At 69.5% G+C, this 19,372-nt stretch carries 18 protein-coding genes; 6 read left to right on the forward strand and 12 right to left on the reverse strand.

Annotated elements, in window-relative coordinates:
* Position 1 precedes the first annotated feature (1 nt).
* The 7 genes from sufU to QNO11_RS00415 all read right to left on the reverse strand — a co-directional run bounded on the left by sufU (position 2) and on the right by QNO11_RS00415 (position 8,626).
* On the reverse strand, positions 2–466 hold the full coding sequence (gene sufU, locus QNO11_RS00385; RefSeq protein ID WP_257507161.1) for a Fe-S cluster assembly sulfur transfer protein SufU: 465 nt from the start codon (positions 464–466) through the stop codon (positions 2–4).
* Positions 463–1,773 (reverse strand): aminotransferase class V-fold PLP-dependent enzyme, encoded by a 1,311-nt coding sequence (locus QNO11_RS00390; RefSeq protein ID WP_257507160.1) that lies wholly within the window; start codon positions 1,771–1,773, stop codon positions 463–465. Before QNO11_RS00390 ends, sufU begins: the two co-directional genes overlap by 4 nt.
* On the reverse strand, positions 1,770–3,839 hold the full coding sequence (locus tag QNO11_RS00395) for an APC family permease (RefSeq protein ID WP_257507159.1): 2,070 nt from the start codon (positions 3,837–3,839) through the stop codon (positions 1,770–1,772). Before QNO11_RS00395 ends, QNO11_RS00390 begins: the two co-directional genes overlap by 4 nt.
* Before the next feature lie 112 nt (positions 3,840–3,951).
* Positions 3,952–4,164 (reverse strand): hypothetical protein, encoded by a 213-nt coding sequence (locus QNO11_RS00400; protein WP_257507158.1) that lies wholly within the window; start codon positions 4,162–4,164, stop codon positions 3,952–3,954.
* Positions 4,165–4,668: 504 nt separating this feature from the next.
* Positions 4,669–5,883 carry an amidohydrolase gene (locus tag QNO11_RS00405; RefSeq protein ID WP_257507157.1) on the reverse strand — a complete coding sequence of 405 codons (1,215 nt, stop codon included), beginning with the start codon at positions 5,881–5,883 and terminating at the stop codon, positions 4,669–4,671.
* Between the two features lie 27 nt (positions 5,884–5,910).
* Positions 5,911–6,921 (reverse strand): LacI family DNA-binding transcriptional regulator, encoded by a 1,011-nt coding sequence (locus QNO11_RS00410; RefSeq protein WP_257507156.1) that lies wholly within the window; start codon positions 6,919–6,921, stop codon positions 5,911–5,913.
* A 19-nt stretch (positions 6,922–6,940) separates the two neighbouring features.
* Positions 6,941–8,626 (reverse strand): glycoside hydrolase family 13 protein, encoded by a 1,686-nt coding sequence (locus tag QNO11_RS00415; protein ID WP_257507155.1) that lies wholly within the window; start codon positions 8,624–8,626, stop codon positions 6,941–6,943.
* Between the two features lie 89 nt (positions 8,627–8,715).
* Between QNO11_RS00415 and QNO11_RS00420 the strand changes: the two genes are divergently transcribed.
* Positions 8,716–9,237: an adenine phosphoribosyltransferase gene (locus QNO11_RS00420; RefSeq protein ID WP_257507154.1), complete on the forward strand. Its 522-nt coding sequence runs from the start codon at positions 8,716–8,718 to the stop codon at positions 9,235–9,237.
* A gap of 112 nt (positions 9,238–9,349) precedes the next feature.
* Here the strand turns inward: QNO11_RS00420 and QNO11_RS00425 are convergent, their stop codons facing one another.
* From QNO11_RS00425 to QNO11_RS00440, 4 genes are all read right to left on the reverse strand, one after another.
* Positions 9,350–10,282, reverse strand: a complete 933-nt coding sequence (locus QNO11_RS00425; RefSeq protein WP_257507153.1) for a 2-hydroxyacid dehydrogenase — start codon at positions 10,280–10,282, stop codon at positions 9,350–9,352.
* Positions 10,283–10,298: 16 nt separating this feature from the next.
* Positions 10,299–11,006: a phosphoribosylformylglycinamidine synthase subunit PurQ gene (gene purQ / locus QNO11_RS00430; protein ID WP_257507152.1), complete on the reverse strand. Its 708-nt coding sequence runs from the start codon at positions 11,004–11,006 to the stop codon at positions 10,299–10,301.
* A complete protein-coding gene (gene purS / locus QNO11_RS00435; protein WP_257507151.1) occupies positions 11,003–11,251 on the reverse strand; it encodes a phosphoribosylformylglycinamidine synthase subunit PurS in 249 nt (82 codons plus the stop codon). The genes purQ and purS overlap by 4 nt, the downstream gene beginning before the upstream one ends.
* A gap of 73 nt (positions 11,252–11,324) precedes the next feature.
* Positions 11,325–11,819, reverse strand: a complete 495-nt coding sequence (locus QNO11_RS00440) for a tetratricopeptide repeat protein (RefSeq protein WP_308211098.1) — start codon at positions 11,817–11,819, stop codon at positions 11,325–11,327.
* 160 nt (positions 11,820–11,979) lie between these two features.
* Between QNO11_RS00440 and QNO11_RS00445 the strand changes: the two genes are divergently transcribed.
* The 5 genes from QNO11_RS00445 (at position 11,980) to QNO11_RS00465 (ending at position 17,845) form a co-directional block, all read left to right on the forward strand.
* Positions 11,980–13,251 carry an ABC transporter substrate-binding protein gene (locus tag QNO11_RS00445; RefSeq protein ID WP_257507150.1) on the forward strand — a complete coding sequence of 424 codons (1,272 nt, stop codon included), beginning with the start codon at positions 11,980–11,982 and terminating at the stop codon, positions 13,249–13,251.
* 86 nt (positions 13,252–13,337) lie between these two features.
* On the forward strand, positions 13,338–14,393 hold the full coding sequence (locus tag QNO11_RS00450) for a carbohydrate ABC transporter permease (protein ID WP_374113769.1): 1,056 nt from the start codon (positions 13,338–13,340) through the stop codon (positions 14,391–14,393).
* Positions 14,390–15,304, forward strand: a complete 915-nt coding sequence (locus tag QNO11_RS00455) for a carbohydrate ABC transporter permease (RefSeq protein WP_257507149.1) — start codon at positions 14,390–14,392, stop codon at positions 15,302–15,304. The genes QNO11_RS00450 and QNO11_RS00455 overlap by 4 nt, the downstream gene beginning before the upstream one ends.
* A 4-nt stretch (positions 15,305–15,308) precedes the next feature.
* Positions 15,309–16,805 (forward strand): GH1 family beta-glucosidase, encoded by a 1,497-nt coding sequence (locus tag QNO11_RS00460; protein WP_257507148.1) that lies wholly within the window; start codon positions 15,309–15,311, stop codon positions 16,803–16,805.
* Between the two features lie 17 nt (positions 16,806–16,822).
* Positions 16,823–17,845, forward strand: coding sequence for a LacI family DNA-binding transcriptional regulator (locus QNO11_RS00465; RefSeq protein ID WP_257507147.1), 1,023 nt, complete (start codon positions 16,823–16,825; stop codon positions 17,843–17,845).
* Positions 17,846–17,977: 132 nt separating this feature from the next.
* Here QNO11_RS00465 and QNO11_RS00470 read toward each other — a convergent pair whose 3' ends face one another.
* Positions 17,978–19,321, reverse strand: a complete 1,344-nt coding sequence (locus QNO11_RS00470) for a uracil-xanthine permease family protein (protein WP_257507146.1) — start codon at positions 19,319–19,321, stop codon at positions 17,978–17,980.
* Between the last annotated feature and the right edge of the window lie 51 nt (positions 19,322–19,372).

Below are 19,372 nucleotides of genomic sequence, written 5' to 3' on the forward strand. Positions count from 1 at the left end.
GTCAGGCGCGGGGCAGGGCGTCCTCGAGGGCGACCCACGCGAGCATCGCGCACTTCACGCGGGCGGTGAACTTCGACACCCCCGACAGCGAGGTCGCGTCGCCGTAGACGTCCTCGTCGAGCGGGATCCGCCCGCGCGAGCGCAGCGCCTCACGGAAGCCGGCGATCAGGGCGATCGCCTCTTCCCGGCTCATGCCGCCGTCGGATTCGACCCGGTCGTCCACGAGCGAGGCGAGCATGGATGCCGACGCTTGCGAGATCGAGCATCCGGCGCCGTCCCACGTGACCGAGGTGAGCGTCTCGCCGTCGTCGGAGACGCGCGCGCGCAGGGTGATGTCGTCGCCGCAGATGGGGTTGTGCTGGTGGGAGGTGGCGGTGCGGCCGTCCTCGGGGGCGAGTCCGCGGGCGTGCGGGTGCTTGGAGTGATCGAGGATCAGGTCCTGGTACAGCGATTCCAGCCCGCTCATGCGTGTGCTCCTTCGGCTCCGAAGAACGCGCGTACTCCGGAGACGGCGTCAAGGAAGCGGTCGATGTCGTCGTCGGTGGTGAAGACGGATGCCGATGCGCGCACCGAGGCGGTCAGGCCGAACCGGGCGTGCAGGGGCTTGGCGCAGTGGTGGCCGACGCGCACCGCGATGCCGCGGGAGTCGAGGAACTGGCCCACGTCGTGGGCGTGGACGCCGGCGACGTCGAACGAGGCCAGTCCGATCCGATCGACGGTGCCGTCCGCGGCATCCCCCAGCACCCGCACGCCGTCGATGTCGCGGAGCCCGGCGAGCAGGCGCCGGCCGATGGTGCGCTCGTGCGCGTGCACGGCATCCATCCCGATGTCCTGGAGGTAGCGCACCGCGGCGCCCAGACCGATGGCCTGCGACACCGGCTGCGTGCCGGCTTCGAATTTCTGCGGCGCGGGCAGGAAGCCGGCCTCGTCGAGGGTGACCGTGGTGACCATCGACCCGCCGGTGAGGAACGGCGGCAGCGCCTCGAGCACCTCGGTGCGGCCGTACAGGGCGCCGAGGCCATAGGGGCCGAGCATCTTGTGGCTGGAGAACGCGGCGAGGTCGACGCCGAGCGCCGGCAGGTCCAGCGGCAGGTGGGGCACCGACTGGCAGGCATCCATCACCGTCAGCGCACCGACCGCCCGCGCGAGCGCGACGAGCTCGGCAACGGGGTTCACGATGCCGAGCACGTTCGAGACGTGCGCGAACGCCACGACACGGGTGCGCTCGCCGATGATCGACGCGGCGGCATCCAGGTCCCACGTGCCGTCGTCGCGCACCGGGATGTGACGCAGCACGGCGCCAGTGCGGGCTGCCAGTTCCTGCCAGGGGATGAGGTTCGCGTGGTGCTCGGCCTCGGTGACGACCAGTTCGTCGCCCGGGCGGAGCGCGTAGGGGGCGGATGCCGGCAGGCCGCGGCCCGCGGTGGCGTTGCCGATCGAGTAGGCGACGAGGTTGAGGGCGGCGGTCGCGCCGGCGGACCAGACGAGGTTCTCCGGTGCCGCACCGACGAATCCGGCGACGGTCTCGCGGGCGTCCTCGAAAAGCTCGGTCGCCTCGGCGGCGAGGGTGTGCGCGCCGCGGTGCACGGCGGAATTCGCCCGGGTGAGGAAGTCGATCTCGGTGTCGAGCACGACCCGCGGCTTCTGGCTCGTCGCTCCGGAGTCGAGGTAGATGAGCGGCTCGCCGCCCACGGTTTCACCGAGGATCGGGAAGTCGGCGCGCAGCGCGGCGGCGTCGAGGACCCGGCCGGGCTCGGATGCGAGAGTTGTCACCCTTCCAGGCTACGCCGCGTGGCGGCGGGTGGCTGCGGATCGATGTGGGCCACCAGGCCGTAGCTGGCCTGGTGGTTCCCCGCGCGATCGTCGCCGGGGAGTGGCCGAGCCCGGCGCCGGTCGATGAGCTTCGACGAATCCAGCAGCCACGGGACAAGTGTGATGGCCACGCCGTGCACGAGCATGAGGTGCTGTGCGAGGCGTTTGGCGCGTCCGTTGTGCAAGAACACCTCCCACCAGTGCCCGACGATGTACTGCGGCAGGTAGATCGTGACCACCGACGACCCGTGTTTCTCGCGGTAGTCGCGGATGAATCCCGCCAGCGGGGCGGCGTAGTGACGGTAGGGCGACTCGAGGATGACCAGCGGCACCGGCACCGCGTGCTCTTCCCAGTCGGCCTCCAATTGGGCGGTCTCCCGCCTGGCGATCGCGATGTGAACCGCCAGCGTCGTGTCGTGCTCGGCCGCCAGGGCATAGTCGATCGCTTTGGCCGCGGGTTTGTGGAGGTTTCCCACGAGCACCAATGCCACGTCGCCGTGCGCGCCGAAGTGGACCGTGTCGTCCATCGCGGTCTCGATCTGCACGTTGCGGTAGTAGTGGTGCACGCCGATCATCAGCGCCGTGAGCACCGGGATCGCGAGGAAGACCAGCCACGCCCCATGAGTGAACTTGGTGACGGTCACGATGGCGAGCACGAGCGCGGTCGACATCGCGCCCACGCCATTGATGATCAGTCCCGTCGTGGCAGCGCGCCGCTCGGCGGCGGCCGTCTTCGGCAGCAGACGCAGTTCGCGCTGCCAATGCCTCACCATGCCGATCTGACCGATCGAGAACGAGACGAAGACCCCGATGATGTACAGCTGGATGAGCGTAGTCAGCGTCGCTTGGAACACCACCAGCACCGCGATCGCGGCGATGCCGAGGATGATCATTCCGTTGGAGTACACCAGGCGGTCCCCGCGCGTATCGAGGGACTTCGGCGCGTACCCGTCGCGGGCGAGCACCGATCCGAGCAGGGGGAACCCGTTGAACGCGGTGTTGGCGGCGAGCAGCAGCACGCAGGCGGTCGCCGCCTGGATGACGTAGAAGGGCACTGACCCCATGCCGAAGGTCGCCGCCGCCACTTGAGCCATGAGCGACGGCTGCGGCTGCGTGCAGTCGAATCCGACGAGGTGACACGGGTTCTCCGCGTAGTGCACGCCGGCGACGAGCGCCAGGGTCGTGAGCCCCGCGAACAAGACGATCGCGATCGTCCCCATGATCGCCAGCGTCGCACGCGCATTGCGCTCCTTCGGTGGACGGAACGCCGGCACCCCGTTGGCGACCGCTTCCACTCCGGTCAGTGCCGAGCATCCGCTCGCGAATGCACGCAGCACCAGCAGCACCACTGCGGCCTGGGTGAGGCTCTCCGCCTGCACGGCGTAGTGGGCGCTCGAGGCGACGGGCGCATCGCCCAGCGCCCACCGTGCGAGACCGGTGACGATCATGACCGCCACCGAACCGATGAAGACGTACGTCGGCACCGCGAACGCGTGGGACGCCTCACGCACACCGCGGAGGTTCACCGTGACGAGCACGACGACGAACCCCACCGCCAGCTCCACGCGCCAGGGATCCAGCGCGGGAAGCGCCGAGATGATGTTGTCCACGCCGGCGGCGATCGATACCGCGACGGTGAGGATGTAATCCACCAGCAGCGCGGATGCGACCACGACGCCTGGCAGCTGGCCGAGGTTGGTCCGGGCCACTTCGTAGTCGCCGCCGCCGGAGGGATATGCCGTGATGAGCTGGCGGTAGCTGAGCACCACGACCGTCAACAGCAGGACCACCGCGAGGGCGACCCACGGACTGAACGCCAGGAAGCTCAGTCCTCCGAGCATCAGGATCATCAGCAGCTCCTGCGGCGCGTAGGCCACCGACGACAGTGCATCCGAGGCGAAGATGGGCAGCGCTCGCCGCTTGGGCAGCAGCTGCTGCTCCTGCTTCGCTGACGTGAGCGGGCCGCCCAGCAGCAGCCGCTTGACGGCGGGGGACTCCACCCCCGGGTCGGGATCGTCTGTGGTCACGGCGCGGCACGCTACGCCTGTGGGACAGGACGCGCAATGGGTCCGGACAATACCCCGCCGATGCCGCGGACTCAGGGGCCGAGCGACTCCCGGTGGACGCGGGTGGGGCTCGTCACATGTCCAAGTAGCTGCCGTAGGTGATCTGCTCGACGACGTGTCCGGCTGCGTCGGTGTGCACGAAGACGGCGTGGTCGCCCCCGACCTCGGCGCGCTCGAGCCCGAACCTGAGGACCAGTCGTACGTCGTATGTCACTTCGTCATCGGGCCCCAGGGCGCGCACCTCGTCGGTCGGCATCCCGATCCGCAGTCCGAACTCACCGGTCACCGCGACATCCGCGACCTCGTTGCCGGTGTACTGCGCGTACGAAGGCTCGTGATACTGCTCGCGCGCCGGCCCCCCCTCTTCATACAGGGGTCGGCGCCGTGGTGTCCGCAGTCGGTACGGGCGGGGAGGGACTCGACGCAGACGGGTTCGGAAGCGCGGATGCCGTCGGCGTGGGGTTCACGTCTGCTCGGGACAGGGCGAAGACGCCGACGAGCGCGAGGGCCACGGCAAATCACGGCGGCAGCGGTGAGGGCGACGAGGAGTCCGACGCGAGATCCGTCTCGGGCGGGGGCGGTCACTTGCACATCGTGGCAGGCACACCTCGGCCCGGCGAGAAGCGCCACGCCGGGCGCGACGGCGTCTTCCGGCCGACCGGATGAGGGGATCGGCTGGAATACGGTGGGTTTCCGGCGTCCGGCCCTCACTCCGGCAGATCTCCGCATTTCGGCAACAGGTGCAGGGCGAGCGCGACGGATGCCGCGCCGGAGCCTGCCCGGGTGCGCGTCAGCCGAGGAACTCCCGCGCCGCCACGACGAGGTTGCCGACACCGCGTTCGATCGTGGGGTGCATGATCGGGGCGTAGAACGGCGAGTGGTTGGTGGGGATGTCCTTCTCCACGGTGTCGGCCGCGACCGCGGCGGCATACGCCTCGGGATCCACGCCGCCGAAGAACCAGAACACCAGCGGCGCTCCGCTGTCGCGGGCGAACCAGGACACGTCCTCGCTGCCGGTGAACATGCCCGGGTCTATCACGGTGCCCTCACCGAACGCGCGCTCGAAGGCTGCGGTGAGGCGCGCCGTGGCATCCGCGTCGTTGATCGTCGGGGGCAGCGTGTGCTGGATGCTGATCACGGGCGGCGCTTCGGCACCGGAGGCATCCGCCTCGGCCCGGATGATGCGCTCCACCTTCGCCATGACCCGGTCACGCGCCTGGTCGTCGGGGTAACGCAGGCTGAGCTCGAGTCGCGCCTCCGCCGGGATGATGTTGTTCTTCAGCCCGGCGTGGATCGAGCCGACCGTGACGACGGCGACGTCGCGGGGGTCGACCTCGCGCGAGACGATCGTCTGCAGCCGCATCACCGTCGCCGCCGCCATCACGACCGGGTCGATCGTCGAATGCGGTCGCGATCCATGGCCGCCCCGTCCGAGCAGCGTCACGGTGAGTCCGTCGGATGCGGCCATCTGCGTGCCGCTGCGTACCCCGAGGACCCCGGCGGGCAGCGGAGTGACGTGCTGGCCGAGCACGATGTCGGGACGGGGGAACCGGTCGAGCACACCGTCGGCGATCATCGCCTGCGAGCCGGAGCCGTACTCCTCGGCCGGCTGGAACACCGCCACGATCGTGCCGGACCATTCATCGGTCGTCGCGTGCAGCCGCTCGAGGGCGCCCAGCAGCGCCGTGACGTGCATGTCGTGGCCGCACGCGTGCATGATCGGCACATCCTGCCCGGCCGGATCCGTCCCGCGGGCGGTGCTGGCGTACCCCAGTCCGGTGCGCTCCTCGACGGGGAGGCCGTCCATGTCGGCGCGCAGCCACACCACCGGCCCCTCGCCGTTGCGCAGCACCGCCGCCACACCGGTCTTGCCGATGCCCTCTTCGAACTCGATCCCCAGCTGCTCCAGCACCCTGGTGACGACTGCGGCAGTGCGGGTCTCCTGGAACGACAGCTCCGGATGCCGGTGCAGATCGATATAGAGGGCTTCGAGGTCGATGCTCATGCCGCGAGCCTAGGGGCAGGCCCGCGACTACGTCGTCGGCGGGGCCGTCGACGCCCGCACGACGAGCTCGAACGGCAGCGCAGCGAGCGGCACCACCGGCACGGTCGCCTCGAGCTCGGCGAGCACCGCCGCCGCGGCCCGCAGACCCTGACCGTGCGGGAACTGGTCGATGGTGGTGAGCCCGAAGAACCCGCTCAGGTCGTGGCCGTCCACGCCCACGACCGACAGATCGCCCGGCACGTCCAGCCGCAGGTCGCGGGCGGCGATCAGCGCGCCGATGGCCATCTCGTCGGATGCCGCGAAGATCGCCGTCGGTGGGCGCTCGCCCCGCAGCAACCGCATGGCAGCCCGGTGGCCGCCTTCGATCGTGAAGTCGCCGTACTCGTGCCGGGCGGAGGCGGGGGGTATGCCGGCATCCGCCAGCGCCTGCTCGAACCCCCGCCGTCGCTGCGTCGGGATGTGGGCGTCGTCGACGGCGTACTCGGGAGTCGTGCCGATGTGGGCGATGTCGCGGTGCCCGAGGGCGGTGAGGTGCCCGGTCGCGACGCGCGCAACGGCGACGTCGTCGACGGACAGACTCGGCAGCCGCGGGTGGGCGGCGCCGAGCGCGACCACCGGGAGCCCCAGCTCCACGACGCGTTCGACCTCGGTCGCGTCCAGCGAGATCGCGATCGCGATCACCGCGTCCACCCGGCGGCGGCGCAGGAACGTCTCGAAGACGGTGGCGCGCTCGCCGGCATCTTCGGTGAGCGCGTACAGCGTGATGTCGTATCCGGCACGCTGCAGCCCTGACGCGATGCCGGCGAGCACCGTGGAGAAGTACCAGCGGTCGACCACCGGCAGCAGCACGCCGATGTTGCGGGTGCGCCCCGAGGCCAGGCTCGACGCCGAGGACGACACGACGTAGCCGAGCGCCGCCGCCGCGTCCAGCACCCGCGACCGGGCGCCCTCGGACACCTGGCCGCGGCCGCTGAGCGCGCGCGACACGGTGGCCGTGGACACTCCGGCCGCACGGGCGACCTCGTCGATGCTCACCATGCCCGCGGCCCGCCGCGCGTCAGGCCGCTCGCAGCCACACCGTGGTGTCAGTGGGGAGGATGCCGCCGGTCACCGGCTCGCTCGCGGCGATGAGGTCCGCCCTGGGCAGCTCCACCGGCGCCTCGCCGAGGTTCGCGATCACGGTCACGTCGCCGTTGCGGAACGCCAGCACGTCGTCGCCGTAGCCGTCGAGCCACTCCAGCGTCCCGGCGCCGAGGCGGTGCTCGCGGCGTGCGGCCAGCAGGGTGCGGTACAGCGACAGCGTGGATGCCGGGTCCCCCGCCTGCACGTCGCGGGCAAGGGACTCCCACTCCTCCGGCTGCGGCAGCCACGACTGGCCGGTCGGGCTGAAGCCGTAGGCGGGGGCGTCGGCGTGCCACGGGATCGGCACGCGGCATCCGTCCCGTCCGTAGCGCTCGCCGTCGGTGCGGAACCACGTCGGATCCTGACGCGCCTCACCGGGCAGGTGGATGACCTCGGGAAGGCCCAGTTCCTCGCCCTGGTAGATGTAGGCGGAGCCGGGCAGCGCCAGCATGACCGCCGACGCAGCGCGGGCGCGGCGCAGGCCCAGGACCGCGTCGGGCTGACCGGGGGAGTCGGGACCGATGCCATGACCCTGCGGGTTCTCGGCCGTCAGTGCCAGCCGAGACGCGTGGCGCACGACGTCGTGGTTGGACAGCACCCAGGTGCTCGGTGCGCCCACCGCCGGGTAGGCCCGCAGCGACTCGTCGACGACGTCGCGCAGCGCGGCGGCATCCCATTCGGTCTCAAGGTAGGCGAAGTTGAACGCCTGGTGCATCTCGTCGGGACGCACCCACAGCGCCGTCATGTCGACGGTCGGCAGCCACGCCTCGGCGCAGAGGGCCCGGTCGCCGCCGTACTCGGCGAGCAGCTTGTTCCAATCGCGGTAGATCTCGTGCACGCCCTCCTGGCCCCAATACGGCACGTTCGCCTCGTCGCCGCCCATCGACCCGCTCTCCGGGTCGGGGCTGTAGTCGGGGAGGCCCTCGGCCTTGACCAGGCCATGGGCCACGTCGACGCGGAAGCCGTCGACGCCGCGGTCGAGCCAGAACCGCAGGATGCGGCGGAACTCCTCGTGCACCTCGGGGTTGGACCAGTCGAAGTCGGGCTGGGACGTGTCGAACAGGTGCAGGTACCACTGGCCGGGCGTGCCGTCGGGTTCGACGACGCGGGTCCAGGCCGGCCCGCCGAAGACGGAGTCCCAGTTGTTGGGCGGCAGTTCGCCGTCGGCGCCCTTGCCGTCGCGGAAGATGTAGCGGGCGCGCTCCGGGCTGGCGGGGGCGGCGGCCAGCGCCTGCTGGAACCACACGTGCTGGTCGGACGAGTGGTTCGGCACGAGGTCGGCGATGATGCGGATGCCGCGGGCGTGCGCTGCCTCGATCAGGTCGTCGAAGTCGGCGAGCGTGCCGAAGAGCGGGTCGACGTCGCAGTAGTCGGACACGTCGTAGCCGGCATCCTTCTGCGGCGAACGCTGGAACGGGCTCAGCCAGATCGCGTCGACGCCGAGGGTGCGGAGGTCATCGAGGTGCTCTGTCACGCCGGGCAGGTCGCCCACGCCGTCGCCGGAGGCGTCGGCGAACGAGCGGGGGTAGATCTGGTAGATGACGGCCGTGCGCCACCACTGCGCACCGGGCCGGGAGTCCGCGAGCGAGTCGCCGGGCAGAACGGTCTCGGGAAGAGTCATGCGGCAATGCTAGTGCAAGCGCTTGCAGTGGGATGCGGCGGTGTCGCGCTCCCAGGGGATGCCGCGGGAGCGGCCGGTAGAATCCATCGGTGACCCCCGAACCCGCGCTCGCGCACGCCGACTCCCTCATCCGCACGATCCCCGACTATCCGAGGCCGGGAGTGCTGTTCCGGGACGTGACGCCTCTGCTGGCCGATGCCGCGGCGCTGCGCAGCGTCATCGATGCGATGATCGCTCCGTTCGCGGGCCAGTTCGACGTCGTGGCCGGCATCGAGGCGCGAGGATTCCTGCTCGCCGGCGCCATGGCCACCGCCGCCGGGGTGGGGCTCGTCCCGATCCGCAAGGCGGGCAAGCTCCCGCGCCCCGCGGCAGCCGTCTCCTACACGCTCGAATACGGCACGGCCACGATCGAGGCGCACGACGACATCCCCGACGGTACCCGCGTGCTGCTGGTCGACGATGTGCTCGCCACCGGCGGCACGCTCGTGGCCGCACACGAACTCGTCGGGGCCGTCGGCGGCGTGGTCATCGGCACGGCGGTGCTCATGGAGCTTGCCGGCCTCGGGGGCCGCGAAGCCGTCGGCGACGTCCACGCGGTGTTCACCGCCTGACCGGCGCGCGGCGGCCGGCAGCGGTCGCGAGCGTAGGAGATGGTGCGGAGGTAGGACTTTCCTCGCGGCATCCGTCCTACGCTCGCCCCATCTCCTACGCCCGTGACACGCGTCAGGTGCGCAGGACCACATTGATCGGCTCCTCGCCGGCGACCATGCGCTCGGCCTGCGTCCGCAGCAGCCGCGCGATGCGTGGCCGCATGGCGCTGGAGGCGCCACCGACGTGCGGTGCGATCAGCACGCCGGGCGTGCCCCATAGCGGGTGACCGGCCGGCAGCGGCTCGGGGTCCACGACATCCAGCGCCGCGCGCAGCCGGCCGGAGCGGGTCTCGGCAACGAGAGCGTCGGTGTCGATGAGCGAACCGCGCCCGACGTTGACGACGAGGGCGCCGTCGGGCAGCAGGGCGAGCGTGCGGGCATCGAGGATGCCGCGGGTCTCGTCTCCGCCGGGGAGGGTCAGCACGACGATCTCGGCGTGCGGCAGCAGGTCGTCGAGCTCGTCGATCGCGTGCACGTGCACGCCGTCCTCATCGCGGGCGGTGCGGGCAACGACCGTGAGCTCGATCTCGAACGGCGCCAGGCGAGCGGCCGTGGCCTTGCCCACCCCGCCGTAGCCGATCAGCAGCACCCGCCGGTCGGCGAGGCTCTGCGAGAACTGCGGCATCCACACGCCCTCACGGGTGTTGACGGCGAAGTCGTCGATGTGGCGCTGGGCGGCGAGGGTCAGCCCGACGGCCAGCTCTGCGGTCGACGTCTCGTGCACGCTGGATCCGTTGGCGAAGACGATGCCCTTCGGCAGCAGGTCGGCGACGCCCTCGTAGCCGATCGCCTGACCCTGCACGAGCTGCACGTCGATGCCGTCAAGCCGCTGCAGCAGCGAGCCCTTGCTCATGTACGGCGGCACGACGATGTCGATCCGGTCGCTCGGGGCATCCGTGTCCATCGCCCACACGATCACCTCCACTCCGTTGGGAAGCGGCGCCAGGTCCGCGGCGAGCTGGTCGGAGGGGACGCTGATGAGGAAGGGACGGGTGTCGGAGGTCACTCTTCGACGATACGGGTCAGACGGCGGATGCCACCACGGCGGCGACCGCCGATGTGAAGAACGGCAGGCCGTCGACGCCGGAGCGCATCGCAGCGGCGGTGCTGGGCCCGAAGCCTGGTTCGACGGCGTGCTCGGGGTGCGGCATGAGCCCCACCACGTTGCCTCGACCGTTGGTGAGCCCGGCGATGTCGCGCAGCGACCCGTTCGGGTTGACGTCGACATATCGCAGCGCGACGAGACCTTCGCCCTCCAGCCGGTCCAGTTCGGACTCGCTGGCGACGTAGCCGCCGTCGGCGTTCTTCAGCGGGATGACGATCTCCTGGCCGACCTCGTACTCGCTGGTCCAGGCGGTCGAGGCATTCTCCACGCGCAGGCGCTGGTCGCGGCGGATGAACTGCTGGTGCGCGTTGCGGATGAGTCCGCCCGGCAGCAGGTGGGCTTCGACGAGCATCTGGAAGCCGTTGCAGATACCGAGCACCGGCATGCCCTTCGCGGCGGCATCCTTGACTTCGGCCATGATCGGGGCCAGGGCGGCGATGGCGCCGGCGCGCAGGTAATCGCCGTAGCTGAAGCCACCCGGCAGCACCAGGGCGTCCACGCCTTCGAGGTCGTGCGAGCCGTGCCAGAGTGCGACGGGCTCGGCCCCGGCCAGCCGGATTGCGCGCCGCGCGTCGCCGTCGTCGAGCGAGCCGGGGAAGGTGATGACCCCGACCCGGGCGGTCACTGAACGACCTCGATGCCGACGACGTCCTCGATGACGGCGTTCGAGAGGATCTCATCTGCGATGCGGCGCGCGGTGGCCAGCACCTCGTCGGTGACCTCGCCGTCGACGGTGAGTTCGAACCGCTTGCCGATGCGCACGGAGCCGAAGTTCTCGACACCGAGGCGATCGAGGGCGCCGGAGACGGCCTTCCCCTGGGGATCCAGCAGCTCGGCCTTGGGCATGACGTCGACGACGATGGTGGGCATGTGGGGGCTCCGATGTCGCGGGAAGGGTGCCGGGCCAGTCTACGGGGCGGTCGCGCGACGGCGCGGGAGGAGCCTACGAGCCCGCGAGGGAGCGGATGTAGGCGGCGTTGCCGCGGACGGCGGGCTTGTACCGGTCGAGGTCGGGTGCCACGACGCCGTCGGCGATGACCTCGAGCAGGGCGGCGATCGCCTCGTGGTAGCGGCCCGCTGCGTGCTGCGTGATCGCCTCCCACACCGTCAGCGACGGCGACCCGGGGAAGTCGCGGCGAGCCAGCGCGAAGATCTCTGCCGAGCGCTCGAGCTCACCCAGATTCCGCAACGTCGAGCCGTACTGCAGGTAGCAGCGCCGCAGCAGATCGCCTGACAGGCCGGCGCGGAGTGCGCGCTCGTAGAACGACCGAGCGGTCTGCTCATCGCCGGCGGTGTCGTACGCGCCGCCAACTTCGTAGAGCACGCGGGCATTCGTGGGGTGGTCATCGAGGATCGGCCGCAATGCGTCGATCGTGGGCCGCATGTCGTCGCGGTCGCGCGCAGCGAAGATCCGGTCGAGTTCATCGTCGATGGTCACCCGCTCATTCTGGCGTTACCGAAGCGTGACCAAGTCTGTGGGAGCGCTCCCTTGACGCTCATGGGAGCGATCCCATAACGTCAGTCCTATCGGTGAGAGCGCTCCCAACCCGACGCCCGGACCGAGGCAGAGCCATACCCACACCACAAAGGAGTGACACGTGAATTCACGCGCACTGCGACGCACCGCCCTCCTGGCCGTCGTCGCGACAACATCCGCGATCGTGCTTGCCGGCTGTGCCGGCGGGGACGCTGGCGGCGACAGCAGCGAAGGCGAGGGCGGCGGCGAAACCCTCACGCTCGCCACCTTCAATGACATGGGCTACTCGGACGAACTTCTCGCGGAGTTCACCGAGGAGACCGGCATCGAGGTCGTCCACAACAAGGCAGCCACGTCCAACGACGCGCGTGCGAACTTCTTCCAGAAGCTCGGCAAGGGCGGTCTCGCGGACGTCGAGGCCGTCGAGGTGGACTGGTTCACCGAGATGATGCAGTACTCCGACCTCGTCGTGCCGGTTCCGGATGACCTCAAGGGTCGCTGGCTGGACTGGAAGGAAGCCGCAGCGACGGATGCCGATGGCAACCTGGTCGCGTACGGCACCGACATGGGCCCCCAGGCGGTCTGCTACCGCCAGGACCTGTTCGAAGCCGCCGGCCTGCCGTCGGACCGTGAAGCCGTCGCCGAGCTGTTCCCGACGTGGGACGCGTTCTTCCAGGTCGGAGCCGACTACACCGAGAAGACCGGCAAGCCGTTCATCGACTCGGCCAACTCGGTGCTGCAGGGCCTGGTGAACCAGCTCGAGATCGCCTACGAGGACCCCGACGGCTCGATCGTCGCCGCCGACAACCCCGACATCCGCGCCGCCTACGACGCGGTCGTCGACAAGGGCATCCCGATCTCGGCATACCCCGGGCAGTGGAACGACGACTGGTACGCCGCCATGGCCGGTGGCGACTTCGCCGCCATGCTGTGCCCGCCGTGGATGCACGGCATCATCGCCGGTGAGGCTCCCGACATCGAGGGCTGGGACATCGCCAACGCCTTCCCCGAGGGTGGCGGCAACTGGGGCGGCTCGTACCTCGTCGTCCCCGCTGATGGTGAGAACACCGAGGCTGCCCAGCAGCTCGCCGACTGGCTGACGGCCCCGGAGAACCAGATCAAGGCGTTCACCAACGCCGGCACCTTCCCGAGCCAGATCGAGGCGCAGGACAGCGCTGACCTCACCGGCTACGTCAACGAGTACTTCAACGACGCACCGACGGGCCAGATCGGCATCGACCGCGCCAACGCGATCACCGTGTCCACCTACAAGGGTCAGGACTACTTCAAGTACCACGACGCACTGCAGAACGCGATCACCCGAGTCTTCGACGGCCTCGAAGACAAGGAGACCGCGTGGGAGACGTGGCTGACCGAGATCAGCGGCTTCTGACGCCCCCTCTCGACCACTGAACCACGGGGGTGCGGATCGCATTCGACGACCCGCACCCCCGTGACTCCCGACAACGAAAGGCGATCGTGACCGCTACCGACTCCCGCCCGGCGACGCGCGCCGCGGCATCCGATCAGCCGCTGCGACCGCCGCGCGTGATCTCGTTCTCCCAGAAGCTGAGCAAGTGGGATCTGAAGTTCTCCCCCTACCTGTACATCTCGCCGTTCTTCCTCATGTTCGCGGTCGTGGGACTGTTCCCCATCGCGTACACGGCGGTCATCTCCTTCATGGACTGGGACCTCGTCCGCAACTCCGGAGAGTTCGTCGGATTCGACCAGTACATCTGGATCCTCACGCAGCCCCACTTCTGGACCGCGCTGCGCAACACCTTCAGCATCTTCGTCCTCTCCAGCGTCCCGCAGCTGATCCTCGCGATCTTCATCGCGGCGGTGCTCGACCGCAACATCCGTGCCAAGACGTTCTGGCGCATGGCCGTGCTCGTGCCCTATGTCGTCGCCCCCGTCGCGGTCGGCCTCATCTTCAACGCGATGTTCGCCGACAAGTCCGGGCTCATCAACAGCTGGCTCGAGGTGATCGGGATCTCCGAGATCCCCTGGCACGTCGAGCCCTTCTGGAGTCACGTCGCCATCGCGACGATGGTCAACTACCGCTGGGTCGGCTACAACGCGCTGATCCTGCTTGCGGCGATGCAGGCAGTGAACCGTGATTACTACGAAGCCGCCACCGTCGACGGCGCCGGTCCCATCCGGCAGTTCTTCAGCATCACGATGCCGTCCCTGAAGCCCACGCTGATCTTCGTCATCATCACCTCGACGATCGGCGGTCTGCAGATCTTCGACGAGCCGCGCGTGTTCGACCAGTTCGGACGCGGTGGCGCAGGTCAGCAATGGCTGACCATCACGCTCTACCTCTACGACATCGGATGGGGGCAGTGGAACTTCGGCCGCGCAGCGGCGATGGCCTGGATCCTGTTCATCATCATCCTCGGCATCGGATTGATAAACCTGCTCGTCACCCGCACCGTCGTGCGGGATGAGGGGATGCGTTCCGAACTCGGCAAACGCCAGCAGAAGCGGGCCGCACGCGCGGCCAAGAAGCAGGTCAAGGAGTCCCAGCGATGAGCATCGGCACCCCCCCGCCCCTCGCGATCGTCGAGTCGGGCATCCCCAACGCGGCAGCACGCCGCCGCGGCGCCAAGACGATCCGCATCCGCGGCTCCCGCCCCGGAATCTGGGCGTACGCCACCCTCGGGGTGGTCTTCCTCTCCGCCGTCTTCCCGCTGTACTGGTCGTTCGTCATCGGCTCCGGCGACTCAACGACGCTGCGCGGAGACTTCCCCTGGATCCCGGGCGGCAACTTCATCTCGAACGCCATATCGGTCATGACCAACCCGGCGGTGAACTTCTGGCCGGCGCTGTGGAACTCCATCTACAGCTCATTCATCATCGCGGCAGCAGTGGTGATCACCTCGACCCTGGCCGGCTGGGCCTTCGCGAAGCTGCGCTTCCTCGGGGGGCCGGCGCTGCTGGTCTTCGTCGTGGCGACCATGGCGGTGCCGCAGCAGCTGGGCGTCGTGCCGCTGTACATCCTGTTCGCCGACCTGGGCTGGACCGGTGAGATCGGCGCGATCATCATCCCCGCCCTCACCAGTGCCTTCGGCGTGTTCTGGATGACGCAGTACCTGCAGCAGGCGGTGCCCGATGAGCTCATCGAGGCCGCTCGCGTCGACGGTGCATCGATGATCCGCACGTTCTGGACGGTCGGTGTCACGGCGGCGCGTCCGGCGGCGGCGATGCTGTTCCTGTTCACCTTCGTGGGCGCCTGGAACAACTTCTTCTGGCCCTTCATCGTGCTCGACCGCCAGAACCCGACGCTCCCGGTGGCGTTGTCGCTGCTGCAGTCGAACTACTTCGTCGACTACTCCGTCGTGCTCGCCGGCGTGGTGCTGGCGACCATCCCGCTGCTGCTGCTGTTCATCTTCGCGGGCAAGCAACTGGTCAGTGGGATCATGGCCGGGGCCGTCAAGGGCTGAACCAATGAGCATCATCACGCACGAGAGGTCTGCCCACATGTCGGCATCCACTCCCCGTCCCTTTCCGGCGAACTTCCTGTTCGGGGCCGCCACGGCCGCCTACCAGATCGAAGGTGCGGCGCACGAGGACGGCCGCAAGGATTCGATCTGGGATGCCTTCTCGCGCGTGCCGGGCGCGGTGATCAACGCCGACAACGGCGACGTCGCCTGCGACCACTACCACCGCTACCGCGACGACGTCGCACTGATGAAGCGGATGGGGCTGCAGACCTACCGGTTCTCCACCTCGTGGTCGCGGGTGCGTCCCGACGGCGGCGCGCTCAACCCGAAGGGCGTCGATTTCTACAAGCGCCTCGTGGACGAGCTGCTCGGTGCCGGCATCCTGCCGTGGCTGACCCTGTACCACTGGGATCTGCCGCAGGCGCTGCAGGAGAAGGGCGGCTGGGCCAACCGCGACACCGCGGAGCTGTTCACCGAGTACGCGCTGGACATGCACGACGCCCTCGGCGATCGGGTGCAGGCGTGGACGACGCTGAACGAGCCGTGGTGCTCGTCGTTCCTCAGCTACACCGCCGGCATCCACGCGCCCGGTCGCCAGAGCGTGACGGAGGGCGTGCTCGCCGCGCACCACCTGCTGCTCGGACACGGCCAAGCGGTGCGGGAGCTGCGCACCCGCGACTCGTCGCTGCAGATGGGACTGACGCTCAACCTCACGGTGGCCGATGCCGTCGACCCGACCGATCCCCTCGACATCGACGCCGCCCGGCGCATCGACGGCCAGTTCAACCGGTGGTTCCTCGACCCGATCTTCCGGGCCGAGTACCCCGCGGACACCGTCGAGGACATCCGGTCGGTGGATGCCGGGGCGATCGCGGCGCTCGAGCAGGCCATCCGACCCGGCGACCTCGAGGCGATCGCCACACCGATCGACACGCTGGGCGTGAACTACTACCACGGCGAGTACGTCGGCGGGCGTCCGCCTGCCGTCCCCGTCACCGGTGGCGACGCCCCGACCGACCGCGAGGGCTCGTCGCCCTTCCCCTCGCACGAGCGGATCCACTGGCACGACCGGGGTCTTCCCCGCACGACGATGCACTGGGAAGTGCAGCCCGAGGGGCTGACCCGACTGCTGCGCCGAGTGCAGGAGGACTACACCGGCGCCGACGGCGTGCCTCTCTACGTCACCGAGAACGGCGCCGCCTATGACGACGTCGCGGTGGTGGAAGACGGGCAGACCCGCGTGCACGATGTGGAGCGCACCGAGTTCGTGCGTGCGCACCTCGCGGCGATCCTCGACGCGCAGGATGCCGGCGTCGACGTGCGCGGCTACTTCTACTGGTCGCTGCTGGACAACTTCGAATGGGCCTGGGGCTACGAGAAGCGGTTCGGCATCGTGCATGTCGACTACGACACCCAGCAGCGCACCGTCAAGGACAGCGGCCGCGAGTACAGTCGAGTGATCGCCGAGCGCTCGCTGGACGCCGAGCCGGCGGCAATCTGACGTCCGGGGGCGATGACATGAGCACGGATGCGCTGCGCAGCGTCCCCGGCGCGGTGACGATCGAAGAGGTCGCCGCCGCAGCAGGGGTCTCACGGTCGACCGTGTCGCGCGTCGTCAACGGGTCGACCGCCGTCAGCCCGGCTGCGCTGGAGTCCGTGAACCGGGCGATCGCCGAGCTCAACTACGTGCCCAACCGTGCCGCCCGCTCGCTGGCCAGGCGTCAGACCCTGGCGATCGCCCTCGTGGTGCCCGAGGACACGTCGCGGTTCTTCGGCGACCCGTTCTTCGCGGCGGTCGTCTCCGGCATCAATTCGCGCATCAGCCGCTCCGACTACGTGCTGAACCTGATCCTCGCGAACGACGACCCTCGCGACAAGACGACGAGCTACCTGCGCAGCGGGGCCGTCGATGGTGCGGTCATCGTGTCGCACCACACCAGCGACACGTTCATCGACCGCATCGCCGCGAGCGTTCCGGTGGTCTACGGCGGACGTCCGGTGCGCGAGCGCGACAACGACTACTACGTCGACGTCGACAACGTCGCCGGAGGTCGCGTCGCGACGCAGCACCTCATCGACCGGGGGCGGCGGCGGATCGCGTCGATCACCGGCCCGCTCACGATGCCGGCGGGCGTGGACCGGCTGCAGGGATACCGCGAGGCGCTGGCAGGCGCCGGCCTGGAGGAGGTGGCGGTCCTGGACGGAAACTTCACGGTGCAGGACGGCGCGCGGGCGATGACGCGGATGCTGGAGTCGGGGGTGGAGTTCGACGCGCTCTTCATCGCCAGCGACCTGATGGCCCGGGGTGCCCTCACCGTGCTCGCGGGCGCCGGCATCCGGGTGCCTGACGATGTCGCCATCGTCGGCTTCGACGACTCTCCGGTGGCCACCACGGTGACCCCGGCCCTCACGACGGTGCGACAGCCGTCCTATGGGCAGGGCGAGCGGATGGCCACGATCCTGCTCGATCTGCTCGCCGGCGGAAGCCCGCAGCAGGTGACCATGCTCGACACCGAGCTCATCGTGCGCGACTCGTCCTGACCGCCCCCGGCGCGCCCGCCCCCTGCCGACCACCCGAAACCGGTGAGACCGCAACTGGCGGCCGAGACCGTGGTTGTTTCCCACTGTCTCGGCCGCCAGATGCGGTCTCACGGTGCGGTTGAGCGAGGGCGGTCAGGGCTGCGGGTCGCCGCCCAGCTGGCCCACGGCGGGGATCGGACCGCCGTCATCGGCGCCGGTGCGGCGCCAGCGGGCGATGGCGTTGCCGGCATGGTAGATCACCAGCGCGGCGACGGTGCCCAGCACGATCGCGCCGAACTGGAGCGTGCCGAAGTTCATCGCGAAGCCGGCGATGGCGATGATGAACGACACCGCGACGGTGTACTGGTTGACCGGCCGCGAGAAGTCCACGCGGTTGTCGACCCAGATCTTGATGCCGATGACGCCGATGAGCCCGTAGAGCGCCGTGGTCACGCCACCGAGAACGCCGGCGGGGATGGTGTTGAACAGTGCGCCGATCTTGGGAGAGAAGGCCAGCAGGATCGCCACCAGGCCCGCGACCCAGTACGCCGCCGTGGAGTACACGCGGGTGGCGGCCATCACGCCGATGTTCTCGCCGTAGGTGGTGGTCGCCGAACCGCCGAAGCCGCCGGCGAGCACGGTCGCCGCACCGTCGGCGATGAGTGCTCGCCCGGTGTGTTTGTTGATCGAGGGGTCTTCGGCCATCGTGGCGACACCGCGCACGTGGCCGACGTTCTCGGCGACGAGCACGAGCACCACCGGCAGGAACATCGGCACCAGGGCCCATGCGCCGGGGTCGCCCAGGCCGGCGAGGTGGAACTGCGGCAGGCCGATCCAGGCCGCCTCGTTCACCGAGGTGAAGTCGATCTGCCCGGTGAACACCGCCACCAGGTAGCCGACGATCACGCCCAGGAAGATCGAGATGCGGCCGAGGAACCCGCGGAACAGCACGCTGAACAGCACGACGGCCACGAGCGTGACGGTGGCCAGTTCCGGCTGCAGCTGGAAGTTGTTCCACGCCGCCGGGGCGAGGTTGAAGCCGATCAGAGCGACGATGGAGCCGGCGACCACCGGCGGCATGAGCTTTTCGACCCAGCCGGTGCCGACCGCCTGCACGATGAAGCCGACGGTGGCCAGCAGGACGCCGACGACGACCACGCCGACCAGCGCCTGCGTGAGCTGCTCAGGGCTCGACAGCGGGTCCCCGCCGTTGAGAGCCGTGATCGGCGCGATGAACGCGAACGACGAGCCGAGATAGCTGGGGAGGCGGTTCCTGGTGATGATCAGGAACAGCAGTGTGCCGAGGCCCGAGAACAGCAGGGTCGTCGACACCGGGAACCCGGTGAGGATCGGCACGAGGAACGTGGCGCCGAACATCGCGACCACGTGCTGCGCACCGATGGCGATCGTCGCGGGCCATCCCAGACGTTCGTCGGGCTTGACGACGGCTCCGCGTTCGACGTGACGGCCGTCACCGTGCAGGCGCCAGATGGGCATGAGACTCCTCAGGTGGTTGAGCGGCGAGTACGGGAGTCACACTATCGGCGA

It is taken from the genome of Microbacterium sp. zg-B96 (genome assembly GCF_030246865.1).
Classification (GTDB): Bacteria; Actinomycetota; Actinomycetes; order Actinomycetales; family Microbacteriaceae; genus Microbacterium.

Bases quoted from the DNA above. Each gene is read 5' to 3' on its own strand.
- QNO11_RS00460 (WP_257507148.1), top strand. From the start codon at position 15,309: ATGAGCATCATCACGCACGAGAGGTCTGCCCACATGTCGGCATCCACT.
- QNO11_RS00415 (WP_257507155.1), bottom strand. From the start codon at position 8,626: ATGACTCTTCCCGAGACCGTTCTGCCCGGCGACTCGCTCGCGGACTCC.
- QNO11_RS00465 (WP_257507147.1), top strand. From the start codon at position 16,823: ATGAGCACGGATGCGCTGCGCAGCGTCCCCGGCGCGGTGACGATCGAA.
- purS (WP_257507151.1), bottom strand. From the start codon at position 11,251: ATGCCCACCATCGTCGTCGACGTCATGCCCAAGGCCGAGCTGCTGGAT.
- QNO11_RS00455 (WP_257507149.1), top strand. From the start codon at position 14,390: ATGAGCATCGGCACCCCCCCGCCCCTCGCGATCGTCGAGTCGGGCATC.
- QNO11_RS00405 (WP_257507157.1), bottom strand. From the start codon at position 5,883: ATGAGCATCGACCTCGAAGCCCTCTATATCGATCTGCACCGGCATCCG.
- QNO11_RS00410 (WP_257507156.1), bottom strand. From the start codon at position 6,921: ATGGTGAGCATCGACGAGGTCGCCCGTGCGGCCGGAGTGTCCACGGCC.
- sufU (WP_257507161.1), bottom strand. From the start codon at position 466: ATGAGCGGGCTGGAATCGCTGTACCAGGACCTGATCCTCGATCACTCC.
- QNO11_RS00470 (WP_257507146.1), bottom strand. From the start codon at position 19,321: ATGCCCATCTGGCGCCTGCACGGTGACGGCCGTCACGTCGAACGCGGA.